Genomic DNA, 17,229 nt, shown 5'->3' on the forward strand with positions numbered 1-17,229 from the left:
TCCCAAAACTGTGGGACAGCAGTGTGCTGGCGGGTGTTATTTAGTCCCGATGCATAACCTGCCCGGGCGGCATCGACCAACTGACGAAGCAGATCACGCTCCTGCTCCATCAGCTTGATGCTTTCCTGCGCCTGATAGCCCTGCAGCCAAAGGCGGGTAACCGCTTGCCTGACTCTTAAAGCGCGATCCTGGCGTAACAGCGGCTGCTGAGATGACAGCTCCCGATTTCTCTGCGCAGTCAGTGCACGACTGTCCCCACGGGGAAACATCTGCGTCACCGCGACACTTAACTGCGTCATCGGCTCCTGCTGGATATCAAAGGTATCGACCGGGAAATTTCCTGCCGTCAGAGTGACCGAAGGGTCAGGCAATGAACCGCTCGACTGAGCACGGTCAATCAAGGCCTGCTCACGTTGCACACTGCTGGTTTGCCACAGGTCCTGTTCAAGCGCCTGCTCGATAGCCTGATTGAGTGTCAGCTCAGCAGAAAACACCTGACCTGATAACGTCAGCGCGACAAGACCTAACCACCGCGCACTGGATAATTTTAACGACATAACAAAGCGTCTCTGGCTTTCGCCTCTAAAGAGAAAAACTTAAAAAATAGCTATAAATGAGGCGTGCAAACCCGTATTCCGGGCGCACTTATCCTGGGTCAGGCCAGAATGGGTGGGCGGTAGAGAGAATCCGCAACAGAAGGATGATCTTGAGCGACCATCGAAGAGATTGAGCTTGTAATATTGATGACAGGAATCGACACGCTGAGCCCCGTCAGCCCCATAATATGCACAGAGCATTCAGGCATATCACACGTGCCACTGTCGCAGCAGTTATGGCTGTTCGGTTCGGAAGCTTTACTGATGTCATTCCCATGATGCTCATGCATCGAATGGTCATGCGCCATCTACGTACTAACTATGTCGGATGAACCACCATGACCCAGGCTGCACAACGACCCGGCAGCCAACACCGGCTGAGCCAGAATAGCCAGCAACATAAGCAATACACCGGAAAATCGGAAACGTCGCGACATCAGCACTCTGAAGAAACCATATAAGACACTCATAGGTTAAATCTCCAGGCGCGCGGCGTCAATTTTCCCCACGTTACCCCACGCAACCCCACGCAAATTCCACGGAATCTGATTCAGATGAAGAGGCCAGTATGGTAACCTCCTGCCACATTGAATTCATACAGGGATGTATGCACTCGAAGAATACAGCGGACTCACGCTGTAAGACCTCTGACGTGCCTCCCTGACATGGGAGAACCACCAATAATGTACATCCGCGCCATCAGCAGAGCCGCCCTACTCTGCAGTACCATCCTGTCCTTTAACGCCATAGCTGCTGGCGATCGCGCCGACTATGACCTCGACGACGACGGCCTGATCGAAATTAACGACCTTGCCGACCTGAACGAAATCCGTAATCACCTTGATGGCGCAGCCCTGTATGGTGACAGCACAGGCTGCCCGGAAGAGGGTTGTAATGGCTTTGAGCTAACGACGGATCTGGACTTCGATACCAACGGCGATGGCCAGATGAATGAACAGGACACTTACTGGAATGATGGTCAGGGCTGGGGGCCGATAGGCTCGTCTTCTTCAAACGCCTTCACAGGCGACTTTCATGGTAACGGCCATCAGATACGCAACCTCTACATCAATAGAACCAGTAGTACTGCTGGGCTATTTGGTTACATCGAAGGCACGTCCACCCGTCCCTCCACAATAACCAAATTAGCCATTACCGGTCTAATGACATCCATTACCGGTCGCTATCATGCCGGCGCACTCGCTGCCCGCGTTAATTATGCTGAGATTGATCGCGTTTTTATCACCGGTCGTATCAGATCCCAAGCGTATACTGGCGGCCTCGCGGGCACAATCTCCGACAGCACTGTGAGTAATGTATTCTCCAGTGCTGCTCTCCTACGAGGCAATTATCAAGGTGGCCTGATCGGTTACCTCGATGACAGCGAGCTCTCCAATAGCATTGCGACAGGATATGTTGAAAACGGTTACGGTCTATTGGGCTACAACTATCCGAATAACAGCGAGTCCTTATACTGGGCAACCGACACTAGTGGCCAGGAAACAAGCCGAGGCTCTAACGCCTCCTACTTTGGTGCACGATTGAGTGAACTTCAATGTCCAACATCCTCAGACAACGACACCTGTGCCGTTACCGGCACCTTATTCGAAAGTTGGAACAGTGAGGTATGGAACTTTGGAACTAGTCAGCAACTACCCGGACTGATAATGGGTGATCGTGTTTACCGTGACAGCGACGGAGATGGCGCCCTGGACGAAGACGATGCTTACTCAGACACGTTTGCGGCGTCAATGGATACCGATAGCGATGGCTCCCCTGATCGCTTTACTCTTGGCTGCGATATCAACTGCCGTATTAATAGTGGCATGATTTTCGACGCGTTCCCATCCTCCGACGCGGCATATCTGGATGCCGACCTGGATGGTCTGGTCGATGAGTGGGCCGACGGCTGTGACACAGCCTGCCAGATTAGCAGCAGCTTAACCTTCGATGATTTTCCAAGTGATCGTGATAACGACGGCGTCAGCGACGCTATCGATACCGATGATAATAATGACGGCGTCACTAATGCCGATGCCGACTCTGACGGCCTGATCGATATTGCTTCGCTAGAAGAACTTAATGCAGTCCGATTCGGGCTCGATGGCTCAGGGCAAGTAATGGTCGACGAAGGACTCTGGGATAACTCAGGTTGCCCGATCATACTTTGGGAAGGTATTGCGCAGCAGCGCTGCCACGGATACGAATTGGTTGCTGATCTGGATTTTGATACCAATGGCGATGGCAAGATGAATGAGCTGGATACCTACTGGAACGATGGTAAAGGGTGGATACCGATTAGCGGCGGTCGCGGGTTCTCTGGCCACTTCAACGGTAATGGTCATCTGATAGATAATTTGTATATTAACCAGCCGGGAAACGCCGGATTGTTTAGAGAGATAGCAGGCAATGACCATTTTCCCCCTCGAATTACTAAAATCGCCATAAACGGGAGAGTCCAAGTTACGTATGGGGTAGGTGGATTATTGGCTGCTGGAATAAATAAGGCTGAAATTGACCGAGTGTTCCTAACCGGGAGTATCGAAGTAAATAAGTCCTTTCGTTATAGTGGCGGACTTGCAGCCAATATTACAGAAACTCGGATCAGCAATGTATTCTCAAGCGTCGCCATCAACGACAATGTATACCGCCCGAATTTGGGAGGTGGACTAATCGGAGAGAGTTACAGTAGCAACCTTTCAAATAGCCTGACGACGGGGTATGTTGAAAACGGGTATGGCCTGCTGGGCATCGACACTCAGAACAACTACGAATCCCTTTTCTGGGCGACCGACACTAGTCGCCAGGAAACGAGTCCAGGTTCTAATGCCTCATACTTTGGTGCACTCCTGAGTGAGCTTCAGTGCCCGACTTCTCCCAACAATAGCACCTGCACTAATAACGGCACATTATACGCAAGCTGGAGCAGTGATGTATGGGATTTTGGAACGGGCCTGCAGCTACCCGGACTGATCATGGGGGATCATGTTTACCGTGACAGCGACGGCGATGGCTCTCGGGACGAGAGTGATGCCTTTCCATATAACTTTTCCGCTTCCATGGACCTAGATAGTGATGGAGCAGCAGACCGGTGGACAACTGGTTGCGACGCAGTATGCAGAGAGCAGTCAGGATTAACTTACGACGCCTTCCCAGCTTCAGCTGCTGCATCGCAAGATGCCGATAATGATGGTCTGGTCGATAAATGGGCCGACGGCTGTGACACAATCTGCCAGACCAACAGCGGTTTATCCTATGATGATTATCCAAATGATCGTGATAACGACGGCATCACCGATGCGGTCGACACCGACGATAATAACGACGGCATCATTGACGCCGATGCTGACTCTGATGGCCTGATAGACGTCGCTTCATTAGAAGAGTTAAACGCCATACGATTTTCTCTTGATGGAATAGGTCAACGATTTGATGAATACCAAGGTATAGACAGCACGGGATGTCCAGGTCTCATCCGGGAGGGTTCGATGGAGCAGCGTTGCGCCGGATATGAACTGACCTCTGATCTGGATTTTGATACCAATAGCGATGGTCAGATTAATGAGCTGGATGCCTACTGGAATGATGGTGAGGGCTGGGAGCCGATTGGCTCTTCCGACTTTGGTGAATTTCGTGCCAAGTTTGACGGTAATGGCCACCAAATACGCAACCTTTACGTGGACAGAACCGGTGATGCAGGACTATTTGGTCATGTCGAAGGTACTAAAGCCCTGCCTGCCGAAATCAGTCGTATAGCTATGACTGGCTTCATGACATCGGTAACCGGCAGCAATCAAGCAGGCGTACTCGCAGCCAATGTAGGCTATGCCAAGCTTAACAACATATTCGTCTTAGGCAGTGTTAGAACCTCCAAGCACGCTGGCGGCATCGCAGGTGCGGTATATGATAGTACCGTCAATAATGTATTCTCCAGCGCTGCCATTCTAGCAGAAAGCAAATACGATGTAGGGGGCCTGATTGGCCGACTTAGCGACAGCAACCTCTCTGAAGGCCTTTCGGCAGGGTACGTTGAAAGCGATAGCGGTGGCGGTCTGCTGGGCTATAGTGTTGGTTCCAACAATAATAACGCGTTCTTATATTGGGCAACAGACGCCAGCACCCGATCAAATAGTGCAGGCAGCAGAAGTGAATACTTCGGTGCCTTGCTTAGCGAGCTTCAATGTCCAACCTCTCCCAACAATTTCACCTGCACCGACAAAGGTACACTCTACGAAAACTGGGATAGTGAGGTGTGGGATTTCGGTTCAGACCGACAACTTCCGGGGCTCATCATGAACGGTGTTGTTTATCGCGACAGTAATGGCGACGGCACACTGGATGTGAATCTTAATGCTCCTAGCGTAGCTTTAATTCTAACTCAGGCAGGTAGAGAGGAAGCGGCCATCCTTGAGGGTATGGGCGATGTTACTATTGAGGTTATTATCTCCGATGAAGACACCTCAGATCGTCATTATGTCGAGTGGTCGTCCGACGATATTAACCTGGCTGACTCCTATGAGTTAGGTAACAGCATCACCTTCAGCTCTGATGGTTTGGTTGCAGGGGACTACACAATTTCAGCTACTGTGACTGATAACGGCATTCCGAAACTCAGTGACTCGGCAGAGATGACGATCCGGGTGCTTTCAAACGTGGACCCTGCGCCTGCAGCCTCTTCTGGCGGTGGCGGTTCTGGAGGCGGTGCCATATTCTGGTTGCTGGCCCTGCTCTCTGCACCTCTGCTGACAGGGCGTGTCAGAGCCTGATTTGGCACAATCGACTGTTTAATCCAATCACGGGGAATGAGAATATCATTCCCCGTTTTTTATTTTCCGGAGACTGTTCATGTCATTGCCCGATTCTTTGCGACCCGGCCTCAAATTACCCGTGGTGGTTGCCCCTATGTTTCTGGCCTCTGGCCCTAGCCTGGTCACTGAGTGCTGCAAAGCCGGTGTGATTGGTACGTTTCCGGCATTAAACCAGCGCTCAAGCGAAGGCCTGGATCAGTGGCTGACCGAAATCCGCGCGGATCTCGATGCTCACGCAGAGCAAACCGGTGAACCCGCCGCAGCGTTTGGAGTTAATCTGGTCGTACACAAAAGTAACGCCCGCCTGCAGCAGGATCTGGAAATCATTGTTAAGCACAAGGTGCCTCTGGTAATCACCTCCCTTGGGGCAGTTCAGGATGTTGTGGATGCCGTACACAGTTACGGCGGCGTCGTTTTCCATGATGTCGTGAATACCCGCTTCGCGCGCAAAGCTGCCTCGGTTGGCGTGGACGGTTTAATAGCTGTCTGTGGTGGCGCCGGAGGCCATGCCGGTGACTGGAATCCGTTTGCGCTGATTAATGAGCTGAAGCAGTTCTTTGATAAAACGATTCTGCTGGCGGGTAGCCTGAGTACCGGGCGTGACGTCGCCACAGCCAGGATGATGGGCGCTGATATGGCCTACATGGGTACCCGTTTTATAGGCACTCAGGAATGCCAGGTGCAGCCTGAATACAAAGAAATGCTGACCACCAGCAGCGCTGGCGACATTGTTTATACACCGAAGATTTCGGGCGTGAATGCTTCTTTCCTGAAGCCTTCACTGGACGCCCACGATATTGACCTCGCCACGCATCAGAAACCCGATCATGTCGATTTTGGTGCAGAACTGGATACAGAAAAAATGGCTCAGGCCACCAGCGCTAAGCCATGGAAAGATCTATGGTCAGCGGGTCATGGGGTTGGCAGCATCGCTGACGTACCGACAACTGCCGAGCTGGTTAAGCGCCTGAAAGCCGAATACCAGAACGCCGTTTCTTCTTTCACTGGAGACTTCTGATGAGCCATTCCTACTCTACCCTCGACTGGAGCGTCAACGATCACGTTCTGACACTGACTCTTAACCGTCCTGAGCAGATGAACGCCTTCACGGTTGAAATGTGCAACGAGCTGATTCATGCAATTGATCGCGCCAGTGCGGACGATGATGTCCGAGCCATCATTGTCACCGGCGCAGGTAAGGCTTTCTGTGCAGGTATGGATCTGTCAAAAGAAGGGAACGTCTTCGGACTGGATGAATCCCAGCAGCCGACACTCAGTGACCTGAATGAGCGCTTCAGCGACAAAGAGATCGTCGAGGGTGTGCGCGATACCGGTGGTCGAGTTGCTTTGGCGATTTTCCGCTGCACTAAACCAGTTATTGCGGCGATCAACGGTGCCGCAGTAGGAATTGGCGCAACCATGACCTGTGCCATGGATATTCGTCTCGCCTGTGAGCATACTCGTATCGGTTTCGTGTTCAGTAAGGTCGGTATCGTGCCAGAGGCCTGCTCCAGTTGGTTCTTACCGCGGATTGTCGGCATTTCGAAAGCACTCGAATGGACGATGACGGCCGATATTTTTAAGGCAGATGAGGCCAAAGATGCAGGCTTTGTCAGCAAAGTCGTTCCCGCCGACGAACTGTTGCAGGAAGCCCGGCGCCTCGCAGCCAGCATAGCTCAGCGCTCTGCTGTATCTGTGGCCATGATTCGCCAGATGATGTACCGCAACAGTGCGATGACTCATCCGGCAGAAGCACATAAGATTGAGTCGCTCGGAATGTTCTACACCAGCCTGAAAGACGGCAAAGAAGGTGTGGCGAGCTTCTTAGAAAAACGCCCGTCCGACTTTCAGGGCCGTGTCAGCACTGATATGCCAGATGTCTATCCCTGGTGGGATGACGTTGAATCATCAGACTGACCTCACAAGGCCGCCTTGTGTAACCGACAGGCAGTAACATTTTTACTGAGCTGTCGGTCAATAGCCTGTGATAGCGTCGGATAAGTATCGAACACCTCTGACAGGGAGGATTAACGATGAAAACAGGCATTATCCTTCTCGCTGCGGGTCGTAGTTCCCGTTTTGGCAGTGACAAACGATGCGCCCCCTGGCCGGGTCAGACATGTATGCTGAAAGCCAGTATTGAAAACGCCCTTCAGTCTGGTCTGCCATGTTATGTCGTACTGCATGAAGGCGATCAATCCATACTTGACCACTGTATCGACGATGGCGCTGAAGCCGGCGTATGCCCGGATGCCGCCCGCGGTATCGGTGACAGCATTGCTTTTGGCGTGCACGCAAATCAGGACTGGGATGGCTGGATCATTGCCCGAGCCGATATGCCGTGGATCACGGCCGAAACCTACCGGGTTCTCGCGTCCCACCTCGAAGACCACGATTGTGCCCGCCCTATTGATGAATATGGTCAGCCCGGATATCCAACCGGCTTCAGAAAAGAACACGCCTTCGAACTGATGCAGTTGCACGGTCACAGGACAGAAGCGCGCCTGATACCAGACGCCCCCTACGTTAATGTCATGATCGGAGACTCTATGATTCACTCTGACGTTAATCGCCCGGAAGATCTTCCTTACCCGGCCTGATTCCTCAAATACAAAAAAGCCCGGATTGCGTATGCAAACCGGGCTTTCTCTAAACCGCTCCAATAAGAAGCGCCTGACTTATGATCAGTTGGCGTTTTCGATCAGATAGTTCTCATAGTCTTTACGCAGGTCAATTTTCAGCAACTTACCGGTCGCGGTATGAGGCAGAGACTCTACGAAAATAACGGCATCGGGCATCCACCATTTAGCGATCTTACCTTCGAGATATTCAAGCACACTGGCCTCATCAACGTCGGCACCTTCATTTTTGATCGCCAGTAAGATCGGACGCTCATCCCACTTGGGATGACGAGCACCGATCACACAGCATTCTGCCAAATCCGGGTGGCCTACCGCTGTATTTTCAAGGTCAATCGAGCTGATCCACTCACCACCAGACTTAATAACGTCCTTAGAGCGGTCAACGATGTTCATATAGCTGTCAGGGTCGATCGTCGCCACATCGCCGGTATCAAACCAGCCGTCTTCAAAACTGGAGGTATCGTCGTTGTTGTAATAGCCGTTCACCACCCATGGCCCACGAATCATCAGGCGACCGTATGTCTCACCGTCATGCGGCAGGCGATTACCTTCGTCATCAATAATCTTGATTTCGATACCAAAGATAGGGCGGCCCTGCTTACGCTGAAGCTGGTACTGCTCTTCTTTAGGCAGTTTCGCCATGATCGGGTTCATCGCATTGATCGTCCCGATCGGGCTGGTTTCGGTCATCCCCCAGGCATGAATCAGGAAGGCATCGTGCTTCTGATCAAAGTCTTTAATCATCTGCAGAGGCGCGGCAGCACCACCAACAATCACGTTCTTCACTGATTCCAGTTTCTTACCAATGCTGTCCATATGATTCAGCAGCATCAGCCATACCGTCGGAACACCTAACAGCAGATCAGGCTCTTCTGCTTCGATCAGCTCCCACAGAGAAGCGCCATCCATCCCTGGCCCCGGGAATACCTGCTTGGCCCCAGTAATACATGCAGAGTACGGCGTGCCCCAGGCGTTCACATGGAACATAGGAACAACCGGCAGGAAGCATGAACTGGATGACAGGCCCATCACCTCTTCACCGACGGAAGCAAACGCGTGCAGGCAGGTTGAGCGGTGTGAATAGAGAACGCCTTTCGGGTTACCCGTGGTACCTGAGGTGTAGCACATGCTGGCACCTTTGGTTTCAGGAAACTCAGGCCATTCAAATTCGTCGGATTCTGCCGCCAGCAGCGTTTCATAACAAAGCGCATTAGGTAGCTTGGTCTCCGGCATTTTGTCTTCATCACACAAAATGATGAAGCCTTCGACGTTACCGATATGTGGAAGGATCGCCTCGAGTAGTGGCACGAAGGTCAGGTCGACAAAAATGTAGCGGTCTTCAGCATGATTGATGATGTACACCAACTGCTCGGCGAACAAGCGCGGGTTAATGGTGTGCAGTACCGCACCAAAGCCAGAAATACCGTAATACAACTCGAAATGGCGATAGTTGTTCCACGCCAGTGTGGCTACACGATCGCTGTCCTGAATATCAAGACGGGTCAGCAGGTTAGCCACTTTACGGGCACGGCTGGCAGCGTCTTTCATGGTGTAACGGTGAATATCACCTTCACAGCGACGACTCACAATTTCAGTATTCGGGTAGGTCGCTTCCGCATGCTGCAACAATGTTGATACCAGCAGTGGGCGATCCATCATCAGACCTTGCATAGGAGTTCTCCAGAGGTGTTTATTTTTGTGCCTGTTACGATAGGTAGGTCGTTTACGAATGACAAGGTGGTTTGTGTCCAAATATAGAGGTCAGGGTGTAGCTGACCATAAAAAAGGCCGCTCGTCGGCGGCCTTTATGTGACTAAGCTTCAAGTTTGGTCAATTAACTGGCCGCTTTCAGCTTGTCTTTTTCTTTCTGCAGTTTCATGTCCTGCTCTTCACGGTAGAACTCGGTTTTCCAACGCTCGATCAGATCCATATTGTCGTGGTCCCATGGGTGGAAACCTTTCTTGAACCAGTCCAGGTAGTTTTTGGTTACACCAGTAAACATACCCTTCTTACCGGTCATGAAACGCCAGAAGCCTTTGAATTCCTTCCAGGACGGCATTTTACGCTGCCACCACAGCAGTTTGATGGTGTACCAGCCGATGCGGTGGAAGAAAAACAGCGTGGCATACACCTGACACCAGCGCAGGTATTTCTGATCACCTTCGGTGCTCATAAAGGTGTCAAAGGCGACAGACTTATGCTCAATCTCTTCAACTGCATGCCAGTAGAGCAGGTCCTGCACTGACGGAGCCAGATTCTCTAAGGTCTCTGGGTAAGTCAGCAGATGCTCAGCAAGAATCGCAGTGAGGTGCTCCATGCAGACAGTCATCGCCAGGCGGAACTTATCAGAGCGATTAACTACGTGCTTCTGGATGTAGTTGCCCAGGTCTTTGTCGAGCGCAACCGCGTCGAAGCCAAGCTCGCGCAGGGCTTCATTCACGCGCTCATGCTGACGGCTATGATGTCCTTCCTGACCAATAAAACCGCGGATTTCTTCCTTCAGCTTTGGGCTTTTGATCTTGTCGCGATACTGACGGACAGAAGCGATAAACTCGCCCTCACCCGCAGGAAAGGTGGACGACAATGCGGCAAAAAATGCAGAAAGTAATGCGTTATTGTCGAAGAAATAAGGCGTATCCAGTTGCTCGAACGGCATCGACATGTGCCGTGGCTTAATGGCCGGATGATCTGCAGTTGCTGTCATAGTGTCCTCCTGTCAGAACAGGTTTAAGTCATCTGTTGTTGTGTTTTATTTATAGTCACCCGAGACGCATACCGGCAACAGGTTGAAAGCAAACAATCTCCGGTGAAAAAAAATACCGCTTTAGGTCATAATGTGTGGCAAATAACTGACAGGCTGATCAACTATGCCAACGATCTGGGTCGATGCCGACGCCACGCCAAAAGCCGTTCGAGAGATCATCTGTAAGGCGGCTATACGCACCGAAATGACCACACGTTTTGTCGCCAACCACAGGGTTCCGGTGACGCCGCACCCGTGCATTACTTCACATCAGGTGGAGCCGGGCTTCGATGTCGCAGATAACTACATCGCGCAGGAAGCGGTCGCTGGCGACCTGCTGATTACCCAGGATATTCCTCTCGCTGCCGAGGTTATGGAAAACAAAGTCGACGTCATCAACAACCGGGGCGAGACCTATAACCCGCAGACAATCCGGCAAAAGCTGCAAATGCGTGACTTTATGGAAACCCTGCGCTCTTCGGGCGTCCAGAGTGGCGGGCCTGCGGCGTTTTCAGACAAAGATAAGCAAACCTTTGCCAACTCTCTGGACCGCTGGCTGGCGCGCGCAAAACGGGCATCCACATGAAAATAGCAGTTCTGGGCGCGGGAGCAATCGGTTGCTATCTCGGTGCCGTATTGAGCAAACACCATGAAGTTACCCTGATCGGGCGTGAGCGACTGATCAATGCATTCAACCGTGCCGGACATATGGCGCTGAGCGATTATCAGGAAAGGGACTGCCAATACTCAAATCTGACCGTCACGGATTCGACAGATGCTCTGGCCTCTGCGGACCTCATTCTGCTCACAGTAAAATGTCTGGCAGTCCACGAAGCTGCCCAGCAACTTCAGGCATTTGCAGCGAAGACAACGCCCGTCATCAGCCTGCAGAACGGCATCGGCAGCGACGACATGCTGCGGCAGCTGAGGAACCCGGTCATCCGCGGCATCGTCGGCTTCAATGTCGCCCCCATGGACAACTGTCGGTTTCATCGTGGAACCGAAGGCGATGTTTACTGCGAAGAGCTGATTGATAGCACTATCGCTAATGAACTCGATAGCGCCTTTTATGACATGGGGTTCCGGCTACACACGACCTCAGGCTTCGAGGCATTACAGTGGGCAAAATTACAGCTGAACCTCAATAATGCGATTAACGCAGTGAGTAACCTGCCACTGAAGCAGGAGCTTGAAACCCGAGGCTACCGGACCATTCTCAGCCTGGCGATGAGCGAGTTAATAGAAGTCACCAAACAAGAACAGCTGAAGCTGCCGAAATTAACCAAACTGCCTGCACGATGGATTCCTGTCCTCCTGAAGGCTCCTGATTCATGGTTTAAGAAACTCGCCTCTTCAATGCTCGCGATTGATCCTCAGGCGAGATCGTCAATGTGGGAAGATCTTAACAACCAACAAGCAACCGAAATTGACTACATTAATGGCGCAGTTGTCAGAGCCGCTCACGCGCTGGGTCTGCAAGTACCTGCCAATTTGACGCTTATTGAGTTAATTAAAGATATCGAAGAAGGTCGGCGAACGCCTGGAATTCCGAGTGATGACATTCTCGAAGAAATAAAAAAGCGGCGCTGAATCAGCGCCGCAAAGAGCAGGCTTCGATCGGTCTGTAAGACCCGCCTACCGTATGACTAACTTTTCATCAGGCAACCGCTTCTGCTTTTTTCGCTTTCGCCGCTGTCACCTTATTGCCTTTCGTTGCCGCATCCACTTTTACCCAATCATAGTGAGCGGTGACGACACTCTTGTTACGCTTCCAGAACTCCAGCGTTGAGTAAGGCCAGAGAACAAAGTTTTTACCATCGGACTGCTGGTACCAGCTGGAACAGCCAGAAGTCCATACAGATCCTTTAATGCGCTCCTGAATCTCTTCGTTGAACTGATCCTGTGCGGTTTTCTTCACGTTCAGGTAATCAACACCACGATTCTTCGCTTCTTTCATACATTCAAGAATGTAGTGAACCTGCGCTTCGATCATGAAAATGATGGAGTTGTGACCCAGACCAGAGTTTGGTCCGACCAGTTCAAACATGTTCGGATACCCTGTGACTGTATTCCCCAGGTACGCTTCAGCGCCGTCTTTCCAGTCTTCCAGAATGTCGTGGCCCGGCAGACCTTTCAGATTGAATTTATCCATATATCCGCGAGGATCTACGATAAACCCAGTGCCCAGAATAATGGTATCGCACTCACGTTCTACGCCATTTTTATCAACGATAGAGTTCTCTCGAATTTCGCTGATGCCATCGGTAACCAGGCCAACATTTTTACGGTTAAAAGTTTTATACCACTTGTTCGAAATCAGGATACGCTTACAACCAATGGTGTAATCCGGCGTGAGTTTCGCACGTACTTCCGGGTCTTTAACCTGAAGGTTAATAAAGCGCTTCGCAAAGAACTCCACGGCTTTTGCAATGGCTGGGTTAAAAATCGGCCAGACACGCATTTCATTCGTGAAGTACAGACGTGAACGATACAAGCGACGCAGCGATGGAAACTTATTAAATACCCATTTACTGGCCTTACTATATGGGCGCTCGTCACGAGGAATAACCCAGGCCGCCGTGCGCTGATATACATCAATCTGTTCTACATCCGGAGCAATCTCTGGTACGTATTGAATGGCACTACCACCGGTACCGATCGACGCGACCTTTTTACCTTTCAGGTCATAGTCATGGTCCCACTGAGCCGAATGCATGACCTTGCCCTTAAACTTATCCAGCCCTGGGATATTGGGAATCTGAGGAACATGCAGAGGCCCTGTTGCCAGCACGAAGTAGCGGCACTGAACCGTCTGACCATCTGCGGTACCTACCGTCCAGATAGCTGACTTTTCGTCAAATTCAGCACTGTTCACTTCCAGCCCGAAACGGATATTCGGACGCACGTTATATTCTGCTACAGTATCGAGAATATATTGCTGAATCTCGTTCCATGGCGCGTAGCGCTTGGTCCAGTCAGACTTATTAGTGAAAGAGTATGAATACAGGTGCGACTGAACATCACAGGCGCAGCCCGGATACGAATTATCGCGCCATGTACCACCCACTTCGGTGGACTTCTCGATAATGATGTAATCGTTAAGGCCTTTCTTCTGCATACCAATGCCCATCGCCAGGCCGCCAAGACCTGCGCCGATGATGACTGTATCTGTATACTTCGGCAGAGTGTTATTCATTTCTTTCATTGTTTTCTGCTCCGTCGCGTTATTATGTTGTGTACTTTAGCCGGGGCAGTCAGCGCTCAACCATGTCAGGAATTTCCTGCTAATTAACAATTTCGGCCACCATGACCCTAAGATCGATACTTGCGCTCAGCTTTACCGCCGAGCAGATACATAAGAAATACGGCATAGACCCCGCGCCAGCTCTGGCTCGTAACGGTATTAACCCAGATCAGATTGATGCCTCGGCGGTGATTTCGCAGGCAGATGAACTGGCTGTGCTTTCTGACCTTTATGTTGATCTACGTCATGATCCGCTGGCAGCAATGAAGCTTTCGAGCACGTTTGGCATCGCCGCCTACGGTGCTTTTGCGATGATGTTGATGAGCTGCAGCACAGTAAAAGAAGGCATTGAGCTGGGTATCAAGTATCAGGAATTGAGCTATCTGTTCAGCCGACTCGACTTTGAAGTCAGCGGCGATCAGGCTGCACTGGTACTGCATCCCTATCATGTTCCCGAAGAACTGCACCGCTTTATTATCGATCGAGATGTCGCTGGCACCTTTCAGTTTCTCAGCATGATGCAGACCATGCTCGGCCAGCAGAAAATGCAGAAACTGATCTCTGTGCCTTATCCAGAGCCATTTGAAGCTGACTTCTATCGGGATACGTTCGCCTGCCCGGTCGAATTCGGGACCGATGTCGCACGTTTCGTCTTTGACGCGGCACTTCTGGATCAGCCTCTGCCCAATGCTAACCCAACGGCCCTCAGCCTTTACCAGCAGCAATGCGACGAACTGCTGAAACAGCGCCGCCAGCCAGAAACGAACAATCTCAGCGACCGCGTTCAAAAGTATCTGGGAATGTTCCGGGAGGGCTATCCTTCTATCAATGAATGCGCCGATACCTTCAGCACCAGTGAGCGCAGTTTCAGGCGGCAGCTCAAAGAAGAGGGAACGACGTTCCAGCAGTTGCTCGAATCTGTACGTTCAGAGAAAGCGTGCCGTTTACTGGATACCACCGAAGACAGCATCGAAGTGATCGCAGGAAAGTTAGGCTACACCGAGGCGGCGGCCTTTATCCGGGCATTTAAAAAGTGGCACAGCATGACGCCGGCCCAATACCGAAAACGAGAGTCCTGAGTAAACCTCAATCGTCTCCGAAGAGGCCACGCAGAGCATCCCGCTCATCAGCACTGACGGCGCTTTCAGAAGGTTGAGGACGTTTGCTAACCACCTGATTGCGCCCGCCTCTTTTTGCCTCATACATACATTCATCGGCATTCTCGATCAGGCTCTCTGCTGTCTTTGCGCTGTTATCCGCAACAGCAACACCAATACTGGCAGTGACCTGAAGGTCGGTTTCATCAAGAGGTATAACGGTTTCCCGCAAAGCGTTAAGGCAACGCTCAGCCACCTGACGCGCCAACATGAGTTCGGTGGAGGGCAGAATCACGGCGAATTCCTCGCCACCATAGCGGCAACAGATGTCGAGTTTACGGGTCTGATCCTGTAGCAGCTGAGCAACTGTCTGGAGCACCTGATTGCCACTCTCGTGCCCCCAAGTGTCATTGATGTTCTTAAAGTGATCGAGATCGACCATGATCAGCGCCGTCGTCATGCCGGTCCGGCGGGTTCGTTCCAGCTCGTGTTCAAGACTTTTTCGGAAATGGCGGACGTTAAACAGTCCGGTAAGCGGATCAGTCACAACCTGCTTGCGCAGTATCGTTACTTCATCGAACAGAATGCAATGCGATTCACCGACCGGGCAGTGGAGTTTCTCAACGAACATATCCTCTGGAGACATACGGGTACAACACTTCCCTGCGGCTGATCAAAAAGGCGATATACGTCTGAAGTATAGCCCAGCTACAGAAATCTGCTCTGCTACTGGTATTATCTGCTGACACTCCGGACGATAGCTATGAAAGAACAGAATTCAGACACCCAGAAAGATCGGAATTTTGACGATCTCGCCGAACGTTTCAGCCGAACCATTTATGCTACTCCGCGGGGTCAGCTTCGCCTGATGGCGCTGGAACAGGACTTCAGCGACTGCGAGGTCGATATCGCAGGCAAGCAGGTTCTTGATATCGGCGGAGGCCAGGGGCAGTTCAGTCTTTCGCTTGCTAAACAGGGTGCGGATATCAGCCTCTGCGATATCTCTGAAGAAATGCTGCGTCTGGCTAATGACCTCTTCGCAGCAGAGAAACAACAGCTAACCACTCGCCCAGGGCGCCTTCAGGACGTTGAATCGCTCTTTCCCGGGCAATTCGACATTGTTCTCAATCATGCGGTTCTGGAGTGGCTGGAGCACCCTTTTGAGGCCCTGCCAGTGCTTGCCAGCAAAGTAAAACCTGGAGGCTGGCTGTCGCTGATGTTTTACAACCTGCATGGCCACCAGTGGCGCCAGATTATGAACGGCCGGACTCACGCGCCTGAATCCGCCAACCCCAGGCTGCGGAAAGAAGGAAATGCCCCTCAGCACCCACTGAACCCGGATGACATTGAAGCAGCGATGACTGATCTTGGATTCGAACTGCTTCGTTGGCGCGGTATCCGCTGTGTGCATGATCATATGCATCAGAAAATCCGCGAGCGTATTGGTCAGGATGCCGTCAACCGCTCAGACCTCGAAACCGGGCTCAAAGAGCCTCACCGGCGGCTCGGGCGCTACGTGCACTTCTTACTTCGGAAAGCTCAATGAAGAAGCTACTGGTCAGTGCCTGCCTGCTCGGCGAGCCACTACGTTATGACGGTGATGACAACGCTGGCAAAGTCTCGCACCTGAAAACTCTGCTCGACCAATGGATGGAAGAAGGACGTCTTGTTCCTGTGTGCCCTGAGACACTGGGGGGCCTGCCCACTCCACGACCGCCTGCTGAAGCAGAACAAGGCGGAGGAAGCGCCGTGCTCGCTGGCACAGCGAAAGTGCATACCTATGAAGGTGACGACGTCACACAGGCCTTTATCCATGGTGCAGAGAAAGCGCTCGCTACGGCACAACGCTATCAATGCCAGGGAGCCCTGCTAGCAGCCAGATCACCTTCATGCGGTGTCAGCGAAATCTATGACGGCAGCCATACCAGAACCCTGATCGCCGGCGACGGCGTAACCACTGCGTTATTGAAACAGCATAATATTGTCTGCTTTACGCCGGATATGGCGGATGAACTGATTCAATGGATGAATCAGGATTAAAGAAATCTGTTGTTCAAAGTGAAATAGGTACTTTTGGGAAGGTTTCTGAAATGGCGCGC

At 51.7% G+C, this 17,229-nt stretch carries 16 protein-coding genes; 9 read left to right on the forward strand and 7 right to left on the reverse strand.

Annotation, left to right across the window (positions count from 1 at the left end):
* The 3 genes from B3007_RS07230 to B3007_RS07240 form a co-directional block, all read right to left on the reverse strand.
* Positions 1-557: TolC family protein (locus tag B3007_RS07230; protein WP_301378245.1), on the reverse strand; the 557-nt coding region annotated here is incomplete at its 3' end.
* A 98-nt stretch (positions 558-655) separates the two neighbouring features.
* Positions 656-805 carry a hypothetical protein gene (locus B3007_RS07235; RefSeq protein WP_301181709.1) on the reverse strand — a complete coding sequence of 50 codons (150 nt, stop codon included), beginning with the start codon at positions 803-805 and terminating at the stop codon, positions 656-658.
* A 99-nt stretch (positions 806-904) separates the two neighbouring features.
* Positions 905-1,066 (reverse strand): hypothetical protein, encoded by a 162-nt coding sequence (locus B3007_RS07240; RefSeq protein ID WP_301181710.1) that lies wholly within the window; start codon positions 1,064-1,066, stop codon positions 905-907.
* A 213-nt stretch (positions 1,067-1,279) separates the two neighbouring features.
* On the opposite strand from B3007_RS07240, the gene B3007_RS07245 reads away from it, so the two are divergent.
* From B3007_RS07245 to B3007_RS07260, 4 genes are all read left to right on the forward strand, one after another.
* Complete coding sequence (locus tag B3007_RS07245; protein WP_301378244.1) at positions 1,280-5,362, forward strand: hypothetical protein; 4,083 nt, start codon at positions 1,280-1,282, stop codon at positions 5,360-5,362.
* Positions 5,363-5,441: 79 nt separating this feature from the next.
* Positions 5,442-6,422 (forward strand): NAD(P)H-dependent flavin oxidoreductase, encoded by a 981-nt coding sequence (locus B3007_RS07250; protein WP_301378243.1) that lies wholly within the window; start codon positions 5,442-5,444, stop codon positions 6,420-6,422.
* Positions 6,422-7,321: a crotonase/enoyl-CoA hydratase family protein gene (locus tag B3007_RS07255; RefSeq protein ID WP_301378242.1), complete on the forward strand. Its 900-nt coding sequence runs from the start codon at positions 6,422-6,424 to the stop codon at positions 7,319-7,321. Before B3007_RS07250 ends, B3007_RS07255 begins: the two co-directional genes overlap by 1 nt.
* Positions 7,322-7,437: 116 nt before the next feature.
* Positions 7,438-8,004: a nucleotidyltransferase family protein gene (locus B3007_RS07260; protein ID WP_301378241.1), complete on the forward strand. Its 567-nt coding sequence runs from the start codon at positions 7,438-7,440 to the stop codon at positions 8,002-8,004.
* Positions 8,005-8,088: 84 nt separating this feature from the next.
* Here the strand turns inward: B3007_RS07260 and B3007_RS07265 are convergent, their stop codons facing one another.
* Together B3007_RS07265 and B3007_RS07270 are read right to left on the reverse strand one after the other, a co-directional pair.
* A complete protein-coding gene (locus B3007_RS07265; protein WP_301378240.1) occupies positions 8,089-9,717 on the reverse strand; it encodes a long-chain-fatty-acid--CoA ligase in 1,629 nt (542 codons plus the stop codon).
* 163 nt (positions 9,718-9,880) lie between these two features.
* Positions 9,881-10,750, reverse strand: coding sequence for a metal-dependent hydrolase (locus B3007_RS07270; protein ID WP_301378239.1), 870 nt, complete (start codon positions 10,748-10,750; stop codon positions 9,881-9,883).
* Positions 10,751-10,913: 163 nt separating this feature from the next.
* Here B3007_RS07270 and B3007_RS07275 point away from each other — a divergent pair, with 163 nt between their 5' ends.
* Both B3007_RS07275 and B3007_RS07280 read left to right on the forward strand, forming a co-directional pair.
* Entirely contained in the window at positions 10,914-11,375 is a 462-nt protein-coding gene (locus tag B3007_RS07275; RefSeq protein WP_076515550.1) for a YaiI/YqxD family protein, read from the forward strand.
* On the forward strand, positions 11,372-12,379 hold the full coding sequence (locus B3007_RS07280) for a 2-dehydropantoate 2-reductase (protein WP_301378238.1): 1,008 nt from the start codon (positions 11,372-11,374) through the stop codon (positions 12,377-12,379). Before B3007_RS07275 ends, B3007_RS07280 begins: the two co-directional genes overlap by 4 nt.
* A 67-nt stretch (positions 12,380-12,446) precedes the next feature.
* Here the strand turns inward: B3007_RS07280 and B3007_RS07285 are convergent, their stop codons facing one another.
* Positions 12,447-13,994, reverse strand: a complete 1,548-nt coding sequence (locus tag B3007_RS07285) for a flavin-containing monooxygenase (RefSeq protein ID WP_301378237.1) — start codon at positions 13,992-13,994, stop codon at positions 12,447-12,449.
* Between the two features lie 101 nt (positions 13,995-14,095).
* Here B3007_RS07285 and B3007_RS07290 point away from each other — a divergent pair, with 101 nt between their 5' ends.
* The gene (locus B3007_RS07290; RefSeq protein WP_301378236.1) at positions 14,096-15,112 is read left to right on the forward strand and encodes an AraC family transcriptional regulator; all 1,017 of its coding nucleotides are present in this window, start codon (positions 14,096-14,098) and stop codon (positions 15,110-15,112) included.
* 7 nt (positions 15,113-15,119) lie between these two features.
* Here the strand turns inward: B3007_RS07290 and B3007_RS07295 are convergent, their stop codons facing one another.
* The gene (locus B3007_RS07295) at positions 15,120-15,776 is read right to left on the reverse strand and encodes a GGDEF domain-containing protein (protein ID WP_301378235.1); all 657 of its coding nucleotides are present in this window, start codon (positions 15,774-15,776) and stop codon (positions 15,120-15,122) included.
* 117 nt (positions 15,777-15,893) lie between these two features.
* Here B3007_RS07295 and B3007_RS07300 point away from each other — a divergent pair, with 117 nt between their 5' ends.
* On the forward strand, positions 15,894-16,676 hold the full coding sequence (locus tag B3007_RS07300; RefSeq protein WP_301378234.1) for a methyltransferase domain-containing protein: 783 nt from the start codon (positions 15,894-15,896) through the stop codon (positions 16,674-16,676).
* On the forward strand, positions 16,673-17,170 hold the full coding sequence (locus B3007_RS07305; RefSeq protein WP_301378233.1) for a DUF523 domain-containing protein: 498 nt from the start codon (positions 16,673-16,675) through the stop codon (positions 17,168-17,170). Before B3007_RS07300 ends, B3007_RS07305 begins: the two co-directional genes overlap by 4 nt.
* Positions 17,171-17,229: the final 59 nt, after the last annotated feature.

Source organism: Thalassolituus sp. UBA675 (assembly GCF_002297765.1).
In the GTDB taxonomy this organism is placed as follows: Bacteria; Pseudomonadota; Gammaproteobacteria; order Pseudomonadales; family Oceanobacteraceae; genus Thalassolituus.

Bases quoted from the DNA above. Each gene is read 5' to 3' on its own strand.
- B3007_RS07235 (WP_301181709.1), bottom strand. From the start codon at position 805: ATGCCTGAATGCTCTGTGCATATTATGGGGCTGACGGGGCTCAGCGTG.
- B3007_RS07240 (WP_301181710.1), bottom strand. From the start codon at position 1,066: ATGAGTGTCTTATATGGTTTCTTCAGAGTGCTGATGTCGCGACGTTTC.
- B3007_RS07245 (WP_301378244.1), top strand. From the start codon at position 1,280: ATGTACATCCGCGCCATCAGCAGAGCCGCCCTACTCTGCAGTACCATC.
- B3007_RS07250 (WP_301378243.1), top strand. From the start codon at position 5,442: ATGTCATTGCCCGATTCTTTGCGACCCGGCCTCAAATTACCCGTGGTG.
- B3007_RS07255 (WP_301378242.1), top strand. From the start codon at position 6,422: ATGAGCCATTCCTACTCTACCCTCGACTGGAGCGTCAACGATCACGTT.
- B3007_RS07260 (WP_301378241.1), top strand. From the start codon at position 7,438: ATGAAAACAGGCATTATCCTTCTCGCTGCGGGTCGTAGTTCCCGTTTT.
- B3007_RS07265 (WP_301378240.1), bottom strand. From the start codon at position 9,717: ATGCAAGGTCTGATGATGGATCGCCCACTGCTGGTATCAACATTGTTG.
- B3007_RS07270 (WP_301378239.1), bottom strand. From the start codon at position 10,750: ATGACAGCAACTGCAGATCATCCGGCCATTAAGCCACGGCACATGTCG.
- B3007_RS07275 (WP_076515550.1), top strand. From the start codon at position 10,914: ATGCCAACGATCTGGGTCGATGCCGACGCCACGCCAAAAGCCGTTCGA.
- B3007_RS07280 (WP_301378238.1), top strand. From the start codon at position 11,372: ATGAAAATAGCAGTTCTGGGCGCGGGAGCAATCGGTTGCTATCTCGGT.
- B3007_RS07285 (WP_301378237.1), bottom strand. From the start codon at position 13,994: ATGAAAGAAATGAATAACACTCTGCCGAAGTATACAGATACAGTCATC.
- B3007_RS07290 (WP_301378236.1), top strand. From the start codon at position 14,096: ATGACCCTAAGATCGATACTTGCGCTCAGCTTTACCGCCGAGCAGATA.
- B3007_RS07295 (WP_301378235.1), bottom strand. From the start codon at position 15,776: ATGTCTCCAGAGGATATGTTCGTTGAGAAACTCCACTGCCCGGTCGGT.
- B3007_RS07300 (WP_301378234.1), top strand. From the start codon at position 15,894: ATGAAAGAACAGAATTCAGACACCCAGAAAGATCGGAATTTTGACGAT.
- B3007_RS07305 (WP_301378233.1), top strand. From the start codon at position 16,673: ATGAAGAAGCTACTGGTCAGTGCCTGCCTGCTCGGCGAGCCACTACGT.